This window comes from Methylobacterium sp. NMS14P, from assembly GCF_028583545.1.
GTDB lineage: Bacteria > Pseudomonadota > Alphaproteobacteria > Rhizobiales > Beijerinckiaceae > Methylobacterium.
Map to the genome: position 1 here is coordinate 3577349 of NZ_CP087106.1, position 15812 is coordinate 3593160.

The window sequence follows — 15812 nt, forward strand, 5'->3', positions numbered from 1 at the left end:
CGACGGCACGCCCGGTCCGCTCAGGATTCGGGCGTGCCGCAGCCCCGCCCGGGCGTTCCGCCGTACGGGGCCTCGATATCGAGGACGTCGCCCGGGCGAGCGCCGTAGGCATCGTGCAGCGCCGCCAGCATCAGATCCGCGGCGATGCCGAGGTCGGGCGGCGTTCCCAGTTCCACGAGGCGGGCGAAGTTCTCCGCCGGGTCCGCCTGGACGTAGCGGAGCGCCGCCAGGGCCGCCCGCGCGGTCGCATCCAGCCTCAAGCGGCCCCCGCCGGGCGGCCCGTAGGCGCCCGACGCGGCCTCGCAGAACATCCGCGTATCCCGATCCTGGAAGATGCACTGGACGTAGCGCTGCTCCTGTCCGTGCAGCGCGACGACGATGAAGCGGTCGCGCGAGACGTCGACCGGGCCGTGCCTGTGGATGGCGTCGAGGCGCTCCGCGACGGCGCAGCGATTCTCGCGGATGAACTGCGCGCGCGAATCCGGCGCGGCGAGCGCGGACGTCGCCGCCAGGACGAGAGTCGCGAAGATCCTGTACATCGCGTGCTCCATGCAGCGCGGGGCGGACCGCGGCCCCGTTGTGGGAAGACGAACCGGACGCGCGCCGAGTCGGCTTCGTTGAAAAACCAGCACAGATTTGTGTCGCGACGGTAACGCGATGTTCATCGCATCTCCGATCCCGCCGCAGCATCCGGTGGACCGGCGGTCGCCATTAAGGAAGGATTAGGCAGGACCGCCCCTCAATCCTTCGATCACAGGATCGCAGGAGACCGGCGATGGAGATTCGAGCGTTGACATCCACGACGCCGGGGCCGCAGGGCCTCGAGGCACTCGGAGCGACGGCCGCCGCCGCCGTGACGCAGGAGGCTCCCCGGCCCCAGACTCCCGCCAAGCCGCTCGAGCCCGCGGTCAAGCTCGATATCGGCACGAACGGCGGCAAGGCGCGCTACATCCAGGACCCGGACACGAGCTCGATCGTGTTCCAGGTGGTCGATCCGTCGTCCGGCAACGTGATCGATCAGCTCCCGAGCGAGACCGCCCTGCGCAATCGCGCCTACGATTCTGCCCGCAGCACGCTCGGGTCGCAGAGCGGCAGTCTCTCACGCGTCGCCTAGGCGCCTTCGCTCAGGCGCGCAGCCGGCGGACCGAGTCGTCGACCGACGGCGCGCCCAGGCCGAACTGGGCCAGTGACAGGATCTCCACCGGCGCGTCCCGCCGCGCGACGAGCACGCTGTTCTCGGCGACCGTCGTCCAGGTGCCGTGATCCCGGTCGAGCGGCTCCGAGGCGACGACCACGCCGCCCTCCGAGGCGCGGTAGTAGAGCGAGTTCGCCTTGTCGTTCGCGGCGTAGCGGAACGCGTAGAGATCGCGGCCGTCCGCCAGCGCCGCGGTGAACCGGAACGGATGCGCGCCGGCGAGGTCCGTGAGCCGCTCGAGCGCGCGCGCCGTCGCCTCGACTGGATCGCGGCGCGGCCCCGGCCCCATGAGGCCGCAACCCAGCAATCCGAGGAAGATCGCCTCGGAATCGGTGGTCCCCGCGCGCGACGGGTAGAGCTCGTCGGGGATCAGTGCCTCGACCGGCCGCCGCAGGCGGCTCCAGTCGCCGATATAGCCGTTGTGCATGAACAGCCACGGGCCGCAGGCGAAGGGATGACAGTTCGGCCGGGTGATCGGCGTACCGGTCGCGGCGCGCACGTGCGCGAAGAACAGGTGCGAGTGCAGGTGCCGGCACAGGTAGCGGAGGTTGTCGTCCGACCAGGCTGGCTGGACCTCGCGGTAGCGGCCGGGCTCCAGGTGATCGCCGTACCAGCCCAGGCCGAACCCGTCGCCGTTGGTGGCCGCGGTCGATTCGAGCGCCGCGATGCTCTGAGAGACGAGGCTGTGGGACGGCTCGGTGACGTAGTGCTCCAGCGGGATGGTGCGTCCCGCATAGGCGATCCAGCGGCACATCGACGGGCTTCTCCGGGTGTCTGTCGACCGGCTGATCCGGGACGATCGTGGACAAAGCGCGGCACCTTGAGCACGCGTTCGATCACGATCCGTCGCGAAAGGCGTGCCGCGGCCCGTCTCAGACGCCGTGAGTCTGGAGCCAGCTCTCCAGAAGGGCCACCTGCCAGAGCTTCGAGTTGCCCTTGGGCGTCAGCGTGCCGTCGGGATCGGCGAGCAGGTGATCGACGTAGGCACGGTTGAAGATGCCGCGCGCGCGCGCCTCGGGCCGGTCCAGCACGTCGCGGACGTAGTCGAGGAACGGGCCGCGGATGTGCTTCAGCGCCGGAACGGGGAAATACCCCTTCTTGCGGTCGATCACCTCGGCCGGGACGACAGCCCGCGCGGCCTCCTTGAGGATGTACTTGCCGCCGTCCCGGACCTTGAGCTCCGCCGGGATGCGGGCCGCCAGCTCGACGAGGTCGTGGTCGAGGAACGGCACACGCGCCTCGAGGCCGCAGGCCATCGTCATGTTGTCGACCCGCTTGACCGGATCGTCGACCATCATGACCTCTTGGTCGAGCTGCAAGGTCTTGTCGATGGCGCTGTCGCTCCGCGATCGCGCGAAGAAGGTGGCGATGTAGTCGGTGCTGTGATCGCCGCCGACCATTTCGGGCGTCAGGGCCTGCCGCATCTCGGCATGGTCGCGGTCGAAGTACGCCTTCGCGTAATCGGCGACCGGGTCCGTCGAGCCCATCAGCTTCGGATACCAGTGGTAGCCGCCGAACACTTCGTCGGCGCCCTGGCCGCTCTGGATCACCGTCACGTGCTTGGCGACCTCCTGCGAGAGCAGGAGGAAGGCCACCGCGTCGTGGCTCATCTGCGGCTCCGACATCGCCGCGATGGCTGCCGGCAGCGCCTCCAGCGTCCGGGAGCCGTCGACCGCCAGCTTGGTGTGGTCGGTGGCGAAAGTCTCGGCGATGATATCCGAATACTTGAACTCGTCGCCTTCGACGCCGTTCACCGCGTCGAAGCCCACCGAGAAGGTCTTGAGGCCGCGCTGGCCACCGCGCGCCAGCAGGGCCACCAGCAGCGAGCTGTCCAAGCCGCCCGAGAGGAGAACCCCCGTCGGGACGTCGGCGACCTGCCGGCGCTCGACGGCGGTGCCGAGGGCGTCGAGGACGGCTTCGCGCCAGTCCGCCTCCGTCCGGCCGCGATCGGCCTCGCGGGGCCCGATCGCCAGGGTCCAGTAGGTCGACGCGTGCTGCGTCCCGTCCCGCTCGATCGTCAGGATCGTCGCCGGCGCCAGCTTGCGCACGCCCTTGAGGATGGTGAGCGGGGCCGGCACGCCCGCGTGCCAGCTCATGTAATGGTGGAGGGCGACGGGATCGACCGCGGTATCGACGTCTCCGGCGGCGAGCAGGGCTGGGAGCGACGAGGCGAAGCGGAACCGGCCCTTCGCCTCGCTGTAGTAGAGCGGCTTCACGCCGAGCCGGTCGCGCGCCAGCACGACCCGCCCGGATTCCCGTTCCAGGATCGCGAAGGCGAACATGCCGGCGAAGCGCTCGACGCAGGCACGTCCCCAGGCGTGATAGGCCTTGAGCACGACCTCGGTGTCGCTCGTCGAGAAGAAGCTGTAGCCCTTCGCCTCGAGTTCGGCGCGTAGCGCGCGGAAATTGTAGACGCAGCCGTTGAACACGATCGCGAGTCCGAGGGCCGGGTCGACCATGGGCTGCTGCCCGGCCTCGGACAGGTCGATGATCTTGAGCCGACGATGGCCGAAGACGACCCGGCCGGAACCGAAGAGCCCCGCGGCGTCCGGCCCGCGCGGTCGCAGGCATCCCATCATCGCGTCGACGGCGGCGGGGTCCGCTGGCTGGTCGAAACAGATCTCGCCGCAGATTCCACACATGATGTCAGCAGGGTCTCGGTCCGGCGCGACGCACGCTCCGTCGAGCGAAACGGCCGGGGCGTCGGGGCGTTCCGGCAAGCCGGCCCGACCGGCGCGGCAGGCATCCGCGAAGCCTGGAATTCTGGCCGGCGATAACGGACCCGTTTGACGCCGTCGCCGTCGAACTGCTAGATCGTGGCTGTACATGAGCGCACGGCGCCGTTCGGAGTTCACGCTCCGCGACAGACCGTTTCCGTGCCGACCATGTCGGCGGGCGTAGTTCAGTGGTAGAACGTCAGCTTCCCAAGCTGAATGTCGTCGGTTCGATCCCGATCGCCCGCTCCATCAATTTCTGCTCTGGCGGCAAAGGCTTGTGACGCCCGAACGCGGCGTATCTCATGGTGGACCGCCGCCGTTGTAGAACGTTGGTATAACGGTCTTGACCTGACCGGCTGGCTTTGGACCGCGCTGATTGAGAGGATCAGCTGGGACCGAGGGAGTTGGACATGCGGCGAGGTCAGAAGACGAGTGCGGATCAGGTGGTGCTGAAGCTGCGCCAAATCGAGGTGCAGACGACCCAGGGCAAGAGCTTGGCGCTGGCGTGCAAGGAGGCGGAGATCTCCGAGCAGAGCTATTACCGCTGGCGCAAGGAGTACGGCGGCCTCCAGGTCGATCAGGCCAGGAAGATGAAGGATCTGGAGCGCGAGAACGCGCGGCTACGGCGGCTCGTGGCTGACCTGTCCTTGGTGAGTCAGGTGCTGGCGGACGTCGCCTCGGGAAACGTATAGCCCCCGAACGACGCCGGCAGGCGGTGGCTGGCATCCGGGAGAAGTACGGCCTGTCGGAACGTCACGCCTGCCGGATCGTCGGCCAGCATCGGAGCACGCAGCGCTATGTGCCGACCGTGCTGGCCGATGAGGATGGGCTGACCCGCGCCATCGTCGCCCTGGCGTCCGAGTACGGACGCTACGGCTATCGCCGTGTCACCGCGCTGCTGCATGCCGCGGGGTGGCGAGTGGGCAAGGACCGCGTTCAGCGCATCTGGCGTCGCGGGGGGCTCAATGTCCCACAAAGGCACCGACCACGCAGCCGCCTCTGGCTGAATGACGGCTCGTGCGTGCGTCTGCGTCCGTTCTACCGCAACCATGTGTGGAGCTTCGACTTCGTGCAGGCGCAGACCCACGACGGGCGCAGCTTGCGCATCCTGACGCTGATCGACGAGCACAGCCGGGCGTGCCTGGCGCTGAAGGTGTCGCGGCGGATCAACAGCCTCGGCGTGATCGAGGCGCTGGCCGACGCCATGTGCCTGCACGGCATCCCGGAGCACATCCGCTGCGATAACGGCCCTGAGATGATCTCAAAGGCACTCCGCAAATGGGTCGCCAAAGCCGGAGCACAGATCCAGTATATCGCACGGGGCTCACCGCAGGAGAACGGGTACTGTGAAATCTTCAACGGCAAGCTGCGCGACGAGTGCCTGCGCCAGGAGATCTTCTACTCACTCAAGGAAGCCCAGGCCGTGATTGCCCTCTGGCAGAGCGCCTACAACTGCATCCGGCCGCACTCGTCCCTTGGCTATCGGCCACCAGCGCCTGTCAGCTACCCAGATCTGGCCTTCCGGCTACCCATGGCAGCGGCCGTGCAGTAGCCTCTCACTCGGCCCGGTCCAAAATGCCGGTCAGATCACGCATGACTCGGCACTTCAATCCACGGTGCAGAAAGATTTTTTATTGGCATTCACATTTCCCAGGTCAGACAACCTCAAATAACTACGACTTGTCATCGCGGACAGAACGGCCATCATTAACCTGTGTTTAGTTTTACCCCGGCATCTTATTCCATCCCTACTCGCATCGTGCGAGTTTTTGAGCTCTCTGCAATCTCGGGCGCCGGAGCGACTGCAATGAACTGGTTTCGCAACTTGCGATTGGGCGCCAAGATCGCGATACCGGTAGCGCTACTGCTCGCGACGGCCATTGGCATCGTCTTTTTCTCGCGCTCGGCGATTGATGAACTCGAGAGGAACACACAACAGATCGTCGACGTGACCGCCGTTCGAGCCGTCACAGCGTTGCAAATGGCGCTGGCTATGAGCAACGCGACGATCGCCGAGAAGAATATCATCATCCAGACCGACGCATCCACGATGGCTGCCGAGCGCCTGCATTTCCAACGGGAGCAGAAGCTCGCCTACGAGGCGATCGATCACCTTATCGCCCTCGCGGACACCCCCGCTCGGCGGTCGACGAACGAAGCCATCAAGGCCGATATGGGCGCGTATTTCGCGGCGGCTGACCGCGCCATTGCTCTCGGTCTGAAGAACGAGATCGAAGGAGCCCGAAAGGTCTCGATCGACGAGGGCCGTCCCGCGCGGGCTAAGGTGCTGGAAGGCGTCCAGATGCGGACCGACACGAACGCCAGAGAGCTCAGATCGTCCAGGGACCACGCCGTTGCCGTCGCCGAACAGATCAAGCTGACCCTTACGATCATCGCTGCGTCGGGCCTTCTCGTCGCTTTCGGCATCCTCGGCGCGATCGTGCTGTTCGGGATCAACCGGCCACTGGCCAGCCTCGTCGGCGTGTTGCAGCGGATGGCCATGGGTGAGATCGACGCCGAGATCAAGGAAGCTTCCCGCGGCGACGAGATCGGTGCCGTCGGCAAAGCCGTCGAAGGCATCAAGACTATGGTGGCCCGGAAGGCCGCCGAGCAAGCCGAGATCCGACGCATCGCCGATGAGGCCGCCGCGCTTGAGCGCAAGCGGACGATGATCGAACTCGCCGACGGCTTCGAGCGTGCAGTGGGCGGGATCCTCGGAATGGTCTCCTCCTCGGCCACGGAACTTCAGGCCACGGCGCAGACGATGACGGCGACGGCGACCGAGACGGCCAGCCAGTCGACCACCGTGGCGGCCGCCGCCGAGGAGGCCGCCGCCAACGTCAACACGGTCGCGGCTGCCGCTGAGGAGCTCGGCTCCTCGGTGCAGGAGATCGGCCGACAGGTCGACGGCTCCGCCGACATGGCGCAGGTGGCGGTCCGCGAGGCTGACCAGACCGGAGCTCTCGTGCAGGAGCTGAGCGCGTCGGTCGCGCGCATCGGCGACGTCGTCGGCATGATCTCGACCATCGCGGGGCAGACCAACCTGCTCGCCCTGAACGCAACCATCGAGGCGGCCCGCGCCGGCGCCGCCGGCCGCGGCTTCGCCGTTGTGGCGTCCGAGGTGAAGGCACTGGCTGAGCAGACCGCCAAGGCCACCGAGGAGATCACCGGCCAGATCGCCCGGGTTCAGGCCTCCACAGGTCAGGCCGTATCGGCGATCGGTTCGATCACGACGCGGATCCAGGAGATCAGCCACGTGGCCACCTCGATCGCGGCGGCCGTGGAGCAGCAGGGCGCGGCGACGCAGGAGATCGTTCGGAACGTCGGCCAGGCAGCGATGGGCACCGGCGAGGTGACCAGCAACATCGCCGGGGTGGCCGGCGCGGCCGAGGAAACGGGTGCGGCGGCGAGCCAGGTTCTGGGAGCTGCCTCCGAACTGTCACGCCAGTCCGAACATCTCGCTGCCGAGGTGGGACGCTTCATGGCGACCGTCCGCGCCGCCTGATGCTTTAGTGTCTCGGAAGAGCCCGCCCGGTCGGCCGGCGCGGGCTTTTTCATGCATGAGCGCGAGTGACGATCCGTGGAAGCCACTTCCTGCCACGAGCGGCACCGAGGCAACAGCGCCTGATCGTCTTCCGCCTCGCGAGGTGGCTACGGATTGTCGCCCAAAAAACTCACGCTGGCGTGAACGTGACGGGAGCGTCACGCCGGCCGGTCTGCAGGCCGTCGACTGGCAAAAGGTCGACCTTCCTGCGGCGCATCGCCGGCTCGACCGCGGAGGGCGCCGGCATCCACGATCGCGGCCTCGCCGGCGTCGAGCCTCGAGGCCGACCACGGCAGCATCGTCGTCGCGGCGGTCGAGGGCCAGATGAGCCGCAAGCGCCCCGTGATCGACGGCACCGTTCCGCGGCTCGCCTTCCGCAACCCGGACCCGCCCGCCTTCGCGTTCGAAGAACTCGGCGAGGGCGTGATCTGGGACGTGGTGCGCGTCTCGATCCGCTGGCACGTCGCCCGCGGGCAGCGCGCGTGAGCACGCCGGACGCCCGCCGGCGCGACCGCGCCGTGGCGCGGATGGACGGCAACAGCGTCTACTGCGCGGGCGAGCGCGTGTTCGACCCGAAGCTCGCCGCCGTGCCGGTGATCGTGCTTGAAAGACGGGAGCGCGCCGAGGCGTTCGCCTTCGAGGCCCGATCCACCATCGACGTTGCAGAGGCAGTCGAGGAAGGCATGGCATCCACCCTCCTCCAGGGTTCAGGATGCCCGGAGAGCTTGCGCGCGTCGCGGACCAGTTTGCTGGGTCCAGGTCACACGGGTCGGGCCTCTGAAGCGCGAAGCCCGCGTCGCCGCTGTAGGGCCTATCCGCGCAAGTAACTCAGCGGTCGACCGGTATCCGGATGCGGCATGACGCCCATTGGGATGTCGTATATGGCGCGCAGAGTGTCGGGGGTCACCAATGTGCCGGGGGGACCATCCGCGGTCAGGCGTCCCGAGTGCAGCGCGAGGATCCGGTCGCAGACGCGTGCCGCCATGTTCACGTCGTGCAGGACCACCACCACGCCGAGCCCTTCCCGATGGGCCAGATCGCGCACGAGCGCCAGGATCTCGACGGCGTGGGCGACGTCGAGGGCCGAGATCGGCTCGTCGAGAAGCAGGCAGGCGGGTTCCTGGGCGATCATCATCGCGAGCCAGACGCGCTGCCGCTCGCCGCCCGAGAGCGTGTCGACGAAGCGGTCCGCGAAGCCGGCGACGCCAGTGGCGGCGAGCGCCCGCCGGACCGCCTCGCGATCCCGGGCGGCGACACGACCCAGGGCGCCGTGCCAGGGATAGCGCCCCAGCGCCACGAGCTCGCGCACAGTCATGCCCGGGACCGGCGGGAGCGCCTGCGGCAGGTAGGCGACTTTGCGCGCGAAGGCGCGGTCCTCCCAGGCGCCGATGGCGCGATCCAAGAACGCGATCCGGCCGGTGGTCGGCGCCTGCTGGCGGCCCAGCAGCTTGATCAGGGTCGATTTGCCCGACCCGTTGTGGCCGATCAGGCCCACCACCTGTCGCGGCTGGATCACGAGATCGAGGGGATGCAGCAGGGTGCGTCCGGCGAGGCCGAAGCTCGCGCCCTGCAGCGTGAAGAGCGGGGTGTCGCCCCCGGTGTCTGCCGCCGGGACGCCCCGCGGACGCGCGGCGACCGGCGCATCGGAACCGTTCATGCGGATCTCCGCGGGCCGCTTGTCCCCGCCGGACCGGCCTCAGGGCGTGCGGGCAGCGGACACGCGCCGCAGAGGCTCTGATCGGGGATGAAGTAGCGCAGGCAGCAGACCTTCCGCACCCGCCGCGGCGGCGAACCCTCGGGCGCGTCCCCCACCTCCGGGACGTAGCGGATCGGCTCGAACAGCGGATTGGGCGCGCCGGACCGTCGGCGGCTCGTCAGCACGCGCGCGGCGGCCGCGTGCCCGGCGCCGCCCTCCTGCGGGAGCCCCTCGGTGCGGCGCACCACGAACTCGAAGATGTTGCCGGCATTGCTCCACAGTACGCGCGGCGCCACACCCGAGACCGCGGCCAGGGCGTCGACCAGGGGGGCCAGATGCGCGTCGATCAGCGCGTCGAAGCGATCCGCCGGTGCCCGATCCCTGGTCAGGCCCTCGGATTCGTGGCGGCCCGGGGCGAGGCCGCGCAGCTTGAGCGCCCGCGTCAGCCCACCCGCGTCCGGGATGATCTCGACCGCGTCGAGGGCCACCGGCAGGACGAGGTCGAGCACGATGTTCGCGGCGAGCGCGGGCACCACCAGGATGGAGAAGTGCTGCTTCGCCCAGATCGACGCGACGGCTCGGGGCTCCGGCGCCGCGAAGGTGCGGGCGAACCGATCGAGCTGTTCGGTCAGGACGCGCGGATCGAGCAGGTCGGCGCCCCTGACGGAGGGGCGCGGATCCTCTGCGGAAACGAGCCGATCCCGGTAGCCCTCGAGGGGGCCGACGAACAGGGCGTTCAGCGCGGAGAGCGTCATCGGCGCAGCATCAACCAGACAAAATAGGCGCCCCCGAGGACCGTGGCGACCAGACCGGCTGGCAATTGCCATGGGAACGCCACGACGCGCCCGAGCCAGTCGGCCAGCACCATGATCAGGCCGCCGGCGAGCGTCGCCGCCACCAGCTGCTCGGCGGCACGGCTGAAGCCCAGGCTGCGGGCGAGGTGCGGGCCCATCAGCCCGACGAAGCTCAGCGGGCCGACGAGCAGGGTCGCGGCGCCGGTCAGGATCGCGGCGACCGACAGGATCGTCAGGCGCGCCCGCGCGACCTGGAGCCCGACGGCCCGGCTCGTCTCCGCTCCGAGCGGCAGGATCGTGAGCCAGCGCGCGAGCAGCGGCGTGCCCGCGAGCACCAGGGCCGCGCCGAGCAAGGCTAGCGCGGCCTCGAACCCGGTGGCGTTGTAGGTCGAGCCCGAGAGCCATGTCAGCAGCGCGGCGGTCCGCGGATCGGCCGTGGCGAGCAGGAGCGCGACCACCGAGCCGATCAGACTGGTGAGGGCCGCGCCGACCAGGAGGATCCGGGCGGAGGCGTAGCGCGCCCGGCGGCCCAGGGCCAGGACCGCCAGCAGCGTCGCGAGCGCGCCCGCCGCGGAGGCGGCCAGCATCGCGGCTTGGCCGAGGCCCGGCGCGAGGAACAGGACGAGCACCACCACGAGGGCCGCACCCGCGGAGACGCCGAACAGCTCGGGGCTCGCGAGCGGGTTCCCGGTCAGCCGCTGCAACAGCCCGCCCGCGTAGGCGAGCATGGCCCCGGCCCCCAGGGCCGCCAGCGCCCGCGGCGCCCGCCAGGCCAGGAGGGCGCCCGGATCGGAGCTCCACAGCCAGCCCTGGGCATCCCGCCCCAGGGTGAGCGACAGGCCGACGGCCGCGAGCGCCACGATCGCGAGCGCCCCGAGGGCGGGCCATGGCCGGGAGAGCCGGGCCGGAACTGGCCCCGGCGCCGGCGGCGCCTCGCGCGCCGTCCGCAGACCCAGGATCAGGCCGACTAGCAGGGGCGCGCCGACGAGCGCGGTGACGGCGCCGGTGGGGACACCGCTGCGGCCGACGAGCCGCTGCACGAGCTGATCGGTCAGGACGAGCAGCACCGCCCCGGCGACCGGGCCCCACAGCAGACGATCGCGGAGCCGGCGGGCACCGCCGTAACGGGCCAGGGCCGGCCCCGCCAAGCCGACGAAGCCGATCACCCCGAGATACCCGGTCACGCTGGCGCCGACCGCGACGCCGAGGGCGAGGGCGGCGAGCCGCGTGCCCGCGGTGGAGACGCCGAGCCCGCGCGCGCCGGCATCGCCGAGCTCGATCAGGGTCAGCGGGCGCGCCAGCAGACAGGCGGCGAGGGCCGCGAGGGCGAGGCGCGGGGCGAGGCCGCGGACGCCGTCCCAGTTGTTCTGGTTCAGCGCGCCGGCCTGCCACGCGTAGAGGTCGGAGAGCGCGTCGAAATGCGCGAGCACCAGCATCCGGTTCGCCGCCTCGACGGACAGCCCGACCACCAGTCCGGCGAGGATGACGGCGGACGGCGCGTAGCCGCTGCGCCCGCTCAGCAGCAGCACGAGGCCCGTGCACAGCCCCGCCCCGGCACCCGCGACGGGCTCGTAGCCGTAGATGAGGAGGGCGGGCCACCACAGGGTCGCGATGGCCAACGCGAGCTTCGCGCCCGCGAACACCCCGAGGGTGCCGGGCTCGGCGAGTGGGTTGTCGAGTACCTGCTGGAATAGCACCCCGGCCAGGCTGAGGCCGCCGCCGGCCAGGGCCGCCATCGCCAAGCGCGGCAGCAGGCTGTCGCGCAGGACGATCTGCGCGATGTCGCCGTCGGTCGGGTGCAGCAGGGCGGCCCACCACTGGCCGGGCGGCAGGATGGCCGCCAGATTGGCGTGCAGCAGCGCGGTGCTCGCAACCAGTGCCAGGGCGAGGAGGCCCGCCCCGCGCCAGGGCGGCGAGGCCTCGTACCCATCGGCTCGCGCCCGCCGTGCGCCGGCCCCCGCCGCGCTCACGCCGGTGCCTTCCCGAGCGCCGCAACGACCTGACGGGCGAAGCGCGCGGCCGAGGGTAACCCACCGTTCGGGTGGACGACCGGCATGCGGATCACGCGGCCGGCGCGCACGGCGGGCAGCGCCCGCCAGAGCGGGCTGTCGTCGAGGCGCGCGAGGGCGCGCGCGGTCTCTGCGCCGCGGTCGAAGTGGATCAGCGTCGCGTCGGGCACCTCCGCGAGGTCCTCGACGGCGGCGAGCACCGTGCCCGCGCCGCTCTGCCGGCCGGTCCAGGCATTGGTCAGGCCGAGCCGCTGGGCGACCGCGCCGACGGTGCTGCGCGTGCCGAAGACGGCTAGCTGCCGCCCGTCGTCGCGGAAGCGGCAGATGTAGACAGGCCGCCCGGCCCGGCCCGCGAGCTCGGCGCGGGCCTCGGCGAGGGCCCTGTCCGTCCCGGTGACCAGCGCCCGCGCCGCGGCGGCGCGGTCGACGCGGTCGCCCAGGTCGCGGGTCAGCGCGTCGAGATGGTCGATCGGCTCCCGCGTGCCCGCGACGATGGGCAACGCCACGACCGGGGCGATCCGGGTGAGCGCAACTTGGATCTGCGCCTGCCACGGCGCGGCGAGGATGAGATCCGGGGCGATCAGGCTGAGGAACTCGAGGTTCGGCTCCTGCAAGGGGCCGAGATCGAGGACGGACGCGGGGAGCGGCGGCTGGGCGATGAGCTTGTCGTAGAGCGGCCGGTTGGCGATCGCCACCGGCACGAGGCCGACGGCGAGGAGCGTCTCGGCAAACAATCCGTCGAGGGCGACTACGCGGGGTGTGGGCGCGCCGCTCGCCCCCTCGCGCGGCGGGTCGTCGGACGCGCCCGCGGGAGAGACGGCGAAGCCGCCCCGGACGAGCCACAGGGCGCCCGCGACGAGGCCGGCGAGGAGGGCGCGACGATCGCCGCGCGGGCGGCTCATCACCATGCGCCGAGGCGTCCGTGCCTGCGGTCGCGGCGGCGCCTGAGACGACGATGGCCGTCCGGGCCAGCCGGCGCCGGCAGGCCGCACCGGATCAACGGGTGGCCGATCCTCACGCGGCGTTCCTCCGCGGGCTGCGCCGCGCCCGATCGGCTCCCGAGACGGCGAGCCTCATGGACGCGCCCCCTGCCGGTCCCAGGCGCGGATCCCGCCGGCGGAGGGCAGGCGCGCCGCGGCGACCGCGTCCCCGGGCCGGTCCTGATCGAGCAGGCTGTCGACGATCTCCTGAGCGCGGACCGGCAGGACCGAGAGCAGGGTGTCGCTCAGGCCGTGCGAGGTCTCCGAGTAGCCCTGGACGTAGATGCGCGGGATGAAGCCGGGGCGGGTCGAGACGCGGTAGTCGCGCGCCAGGTCCGGGCCGTCGCGATAGGGCGCGAGCGGTTCGAGAATCGCCGGGTTCGGGTCGCGGGCGTACCCGGTCGCCAGGACGATGCCGTCGTAGCTGCGCTCCGCCTCGGTCTCGGCGAAGCGGTCGACGGTGCGCAGCCTGATCCCACCCGCGTCGCCGGCGACCGAGACGATCTCGCTGCGCGGGCGGAGGTGCAGGCGCTGCGGCCCGGAGACCTTCTCCCGGTAGACGATCACGTGGAGCGCCTTGAGCAGATCGGCATCGATCACCGCGTAGTTCGTGTTGCGGTAGCTGCGCACGATCGCCGCTCGTCTCTCGCTCGGCTGGGCATACACGAAGTCGGTTCGGTCGGGGTGGAAGATCTCGTTGACGAACGGCGTCGCGTCCGAAGGTCTGAGGGCGTGGCCGCGGAAAACGAGATCGACCTGCAGGTGCGGGAAGCGGGCGTGGAGATCGTGGCCGATCTCAGCCGCGCTCTGGCCGCCGCCGATCACCGCCGCGCGGGCGCCCGGGCGCGACAGGTCGAGCGGGGTGCCGGGGCGATCGACATAGTCGAGGTAGCGGCTCGAATGGCAGAGCCGAGGATCGCGCGCCCATGCCGCGAAGACGGCGGGCACGTGCGGGGCGCCACCCACCGCGAGGGCGAGGTCGCGCGTCTGACGGCGGATCTCGCGGCCCGCAGCGTCGCGGGCGACGACCCACAGGGTCTCGACCGCCCCGTCCGGTCCCAGCCCGGGCTCCACCGCGACCGCGGTCTCGTCGTAGTCGCAGCGGTCGGCGAAATGGTCCGCAACCCAGCGGAGATAGTCGTTGAACTCGATTCGGCTGGGATGGAAGGTTCCGAGATCGATGAAGTCGTGCAGTCGACCCTGGCTGTGCAGGTAGTTCACGAAGGTCAGCGGGCTCGTCGGGTTGCGGAGCGTGACGAGGTCCTTGAGGAACGAGATCTGCATGTCGCTGCCCGGCAGGAGCATGCCGCCGTGCCATCGAAAGTGGGGCTGCCGCTCTAGGAAGCGGTGCCGCAGGCCGCGCGCCGCCGGGGTCTCGGCGAGGGCGATCGCCAGCGCGAGGTTCGACGGCCCGAAGCCGACCCCGATCACATCGTAGGGCGGAGCGGCGGGCGCGGTCATCCGATCCACCCCTCGTCCGCACGGCGGGGTGCGCAGCGATCCTGTCCGGCGCGGCGCAGACAGGCGGCGCCTTTCCCGAGGGAGCCGCGCGCTGCCCCGGCGGGATCGCTCACAGGCGACCGGAAGCTCGTTCGCGCACACGCCACTGACCGCGTCCCCCGCCACGCCGAACCACGTCGCACCCGCTGGCCGCACTGCGTACCGCGAACCGGCGTATTGATTCAAGGTATCTAAGCAACGTTCGAGACGATCCGGCAGTAATGAATTAAATTAGAACATTTCAAATATGTAGAATACCCCTTGAGTCCGACGATCTTTCGGTCATGTTATGCGCCAACAAGCGAAGTTCATTGATTCATTGAGGAGGCTGCTCGCGGCCTTCACGTGAACGGGATGCATCGATGGCGTTCGATCGCGAAGATACGCTCTTCTACGTGGTGATGAATCACGAGGAGCAATACTCGATCTGGCCGAGCTACCGCGACATACCGGACGGGTGGCGCGCGGTGGGCGACCCGCGCGCGAAGGCCGATTGCCTGGCCTATATCGACGAGGTCTGGACCGACATGCGGCCCCTGAGCCTGCGCCGACACATGGAGGCACAGGAGCGGGACGCGGGCGGCGCGCGGACGTGACCGTGCCGGGACGAGTCCGGCTGTTCTGCCTTCCCTACGCGGGTGCGAGCGCCGCGGTCTACGCGCAGTGGCGCCGCGGGCTGCCCGACTCGGTCGACGTCAGGCCCGTCGAGCTGCCGGGGCGCGGATCCCGGATCGGCGAGGCGCCCTGCACCGACCCGCGGGCGCTGACGCGGCGCCTCGCGGACGAGGTCGCCGGTTGCGTCACAGGCTCCTACGCGCTGTTCGGGCACAGCCTGGGCGCGCTGCTCGCCTTCGAGCTGGCGCACGAACTCCGCGCCCGCGGGATCGCGGCGCCACGCGCGCTGTTCGCCTCCGGATGCGCCGGACCAGCGGTGTGCGACGGAACGTATTTCCGCCGCCCGCGCAGCGACGCGGACCTGCGCGACGCCCTGTCCGCCTACGGCGCGACGCCGCCGGAGGCGCTGGCCGATCCCGCCCTGATGGCCCTGGTTCTGCCGGTGCTCCGCGCCGATTTCCGGCTGCGCGGCGCCTACACCTACGCGGCGCGGCCGGCGCTGGACTGCCCGATCCAGGCGCTCGGCGGGACGCGGGACGACGTCGCCCGCGCCGACCTCGAGGCCTGGGGCCGCGAGACGCGCGGCGCCTTCGACCTCGCGCTGTTCGAGGGCGATCACTTCTTCATCCACGCGCGCCGGGGGCCGGTGCTCGACCTCGTCGGCCGGCGGATCGGCGCGCGGGCGGACGCCGCGGCCTGAGGCGACCGCGCCCGCCCACCGGCGGCGCGCGGGCCGACGGCGCGAACGAACGGGATGTCACC

The 15812-nt window shown here is 70.6% G+C and carries 15 protein-coding genes and 1 tRNA gene; 8 read left to right on the forward strand and 8 right to left on the reverse strand.

Translation table 11 applies throughout. The features are described from left to right. Positions 1–20 precede the first annotated feature (20 nt). Positions 21–539: a TY-Chap domain-containing protein gene (locus LOK46_RS17180; protein WP_273559100.1), complete on the reverse strand. Its 519-nt coding sequence runs from the start codon at positions 537–539 to the stop codon at positions 21–23. 251 nt (positions 540–790) lie between these two features. On the opposite strand from LOK46_RS17180, the gene LOK46_RS17185 reads away from it, so the two are divergent. Continuing rightward, complete coding sequence (locus LOK46_RS17185) at positions 791–1114, forward strand: flagellar protein FlaG (protein WP_273559101.1); 324 nt, start codon at positions 791–793, stop codon at positions 1112–1114. A 10-nt stretch (positions 1115–1124) separates the two neighbouring features. On the opposite strand, the gene LOK46_RS17190 is transcribed toward LOK46_RS17185, so the two are convergent. Both LOK46_RS17190 and LOK46_RS17195 read right to left on the reverse strand, forming a co-directional pair. Then, entirely contained in the window at positions 1125–1949 is an 825-nt protein-coding gene (locus LOK46_RS17190) for a class II glutamine amidotransferase (protein ID WP_273559103.1), read from the reverse strand. Between the two features lie 118 nt (positions 1950–2067). Further along, positions 2068–3837: an N-acetylglutaminylglutamine amidotransferase gene (locus LOK46_RS17195; protein WP_273559105.1), complete on the reverse strand. Its 1770-nt coding sequence runs from the start codon at positions 3835–3837 to the stop codon at positions 2068–2070. A 249-nt stretch (positions 3838–4086) separates the two neighbouring features. Between LOK46_RS17195 and LOK46_RS17200 the strand changes: the two genes are divergently transcribed. The 5 genes from LOK46_RS17200 (at position 4087) to LOK46_RS17220 (ending at position 8283) form a co-directional block, all read left to right on the forward strand. Continuing rightward, positions 4087–4161: transfer RNA gene (locus LOK46_RS17200), tRNA-Gly, on the forward strand. A 161-nt stretch (positions 4162–4322) separates the two neighbouring features. Next, positions 4323–5464, forward strand: a protein-coding gene (locus tag LOK46_RS17205) for an IS3 family transposase (protein WP_273559107.1) whose coding sequence is annotated in 2 segments (ribosomal slippage) — positions 4323–4599 and positions 4599–5464 — 1143 coding nt in all. Because the reading frame shifts where the segments join, the coding sequence is not laid out codon by codon here. A 255-nt stretch (positions 5465–5719) separates the two neighbouring features. Next, a complete protein-coding gene (locus LOK46_RS17210; RefSeq protein WP_273559109.1) occupies positions 5720–7417 on the forward strand; it encodes a methyl-accepting chemotaxis protein in 1698 nt (565 codons plus the stop codon). 363 nt (positions 7418–7780) lie between these two features. Continuing rightward, positions 7781–7942: a hypothetical protein gene (locus LOK46_RS17215; protein ID WP_273559111.1), complete on the forward strand. Its 162-nt coding sequence runs from the start codon at positions 7781–7783 to the stop codon at positions 7940–7942. Continuing rightward, complete coding sequence (locus LOK46_RS17220; RefSeq protein WP_273564744.1) at positions 7939–8283, forward strand: hypothetical protein; 345 nt, start codon at positions 7939–7941, stop codon at positions 8281–8283. The genes LOK46_RS17215 and LOK46_RS17220 overlap by 4 nt, the downstream gene beginning before the upstream one ends. Here the strand turns inward: LOK46_RS17220 and LOK46_RS17225 are convergent. The 5 genes from LOK46_RS17225 to LOK46_RS17245 form a co-directional block, all read right to left on the reverse strand. Continuing rightward, positions 8268–9113: an ATP-binding cassette domain-containing protein gene (locus tag LOK46_RS17225; RefSeq protein ID WP_273559113.1), complete on the reverse strand. Its 846-nt coding sequence runs from the start codon at positions 9111–9113 to the stop codon at positions 8268–8270. The genes LOK46_RS17220 and LOK46_RS17225 overlap by 16 nt on opposite strands. Beyond that, complete coding sequence (gene fhuF, locus LOK46_RS17230) at positions 9110–9907, reverse strand: siderophore-iron reductase FhuF (protein ID WP_273559115.1); 798 nt, start codon at positions 9905–9907, stop codon at positions 9110–9112. Before fhuF ends, LOK46_RS17225 begins: the two co-directional genes overlap by 4 nt. Then, positions 9904–11916, reverse strand: a complete 2013-nt coding sequence (fhuB, locus tag LOK46_RS17235) for a Fe(3+)-hydroxamate ABC transporter permease FhuB (protein ID WP_273559117.1) — start codon at positions 11914–11916, stop codon at positions 9904–9906. Before fhuB ends, fhuF begins: the two co-directional genes overlap by 4 nt. Continuing rightward, complete coding sequence (locus LOK46_RS17240) at positions 11913–12857, reverse strand: ABC transporter substrate-binding protein (RefSeq protein ID WP_273559118.1); 945 nt, start codon at positions 12855–12857, stop codon at positions 11913–11915. The genes fhuB and LOK46_RS17240 overlap by 4 nt, the downstream gene beginning before the upstream one ends. A 171-nt stretch (positions 12858–13028) precedes the next feature. After that, entirely contained in the window at positions 13029–14396 is a 1368-nt protein-coding gene (locus LOK46_RS17245) for a lysine N(6)-hydroxylase/L-ornithine N(5)-oxygenase family protein (protein WP_273559119.1), read from the reverse strand. Positions 14397–14797: 401 nt separating this feature from the next. On the opposite strand from LOK46_RS17245, the gene LOK46_RS17250 reads away from it, so the two are divergent. Both LOK46_RS17250 and LOK46_RS17255 read left to right on the forward strand, forming a co-directional pair. Continuing rightward, a complete protein-coding gene (locus LOK46_RS17250) occupies positions 14798–15031 on the forward strand; it encodes an MbtH family protein (protein WP_273559121.1) in 234 nt (77 codons plus the stop codon). Positions 15032–15033: 2 nt separating this feature from the next. Next, the gene (locus LOK46_RS17255; protein ID WP_273559123.1) at positions 15034–15750 is read left to right on the forward strand and encodes a thioesterase II family protein; all 717 of its coding nucleotides are present in this window, start codon (positions 15034–15036) and stop codon (positions 15748–15750) included. The last annotated feature ends 62 nt before the right edge of the window (positions 15751–15812 follow it).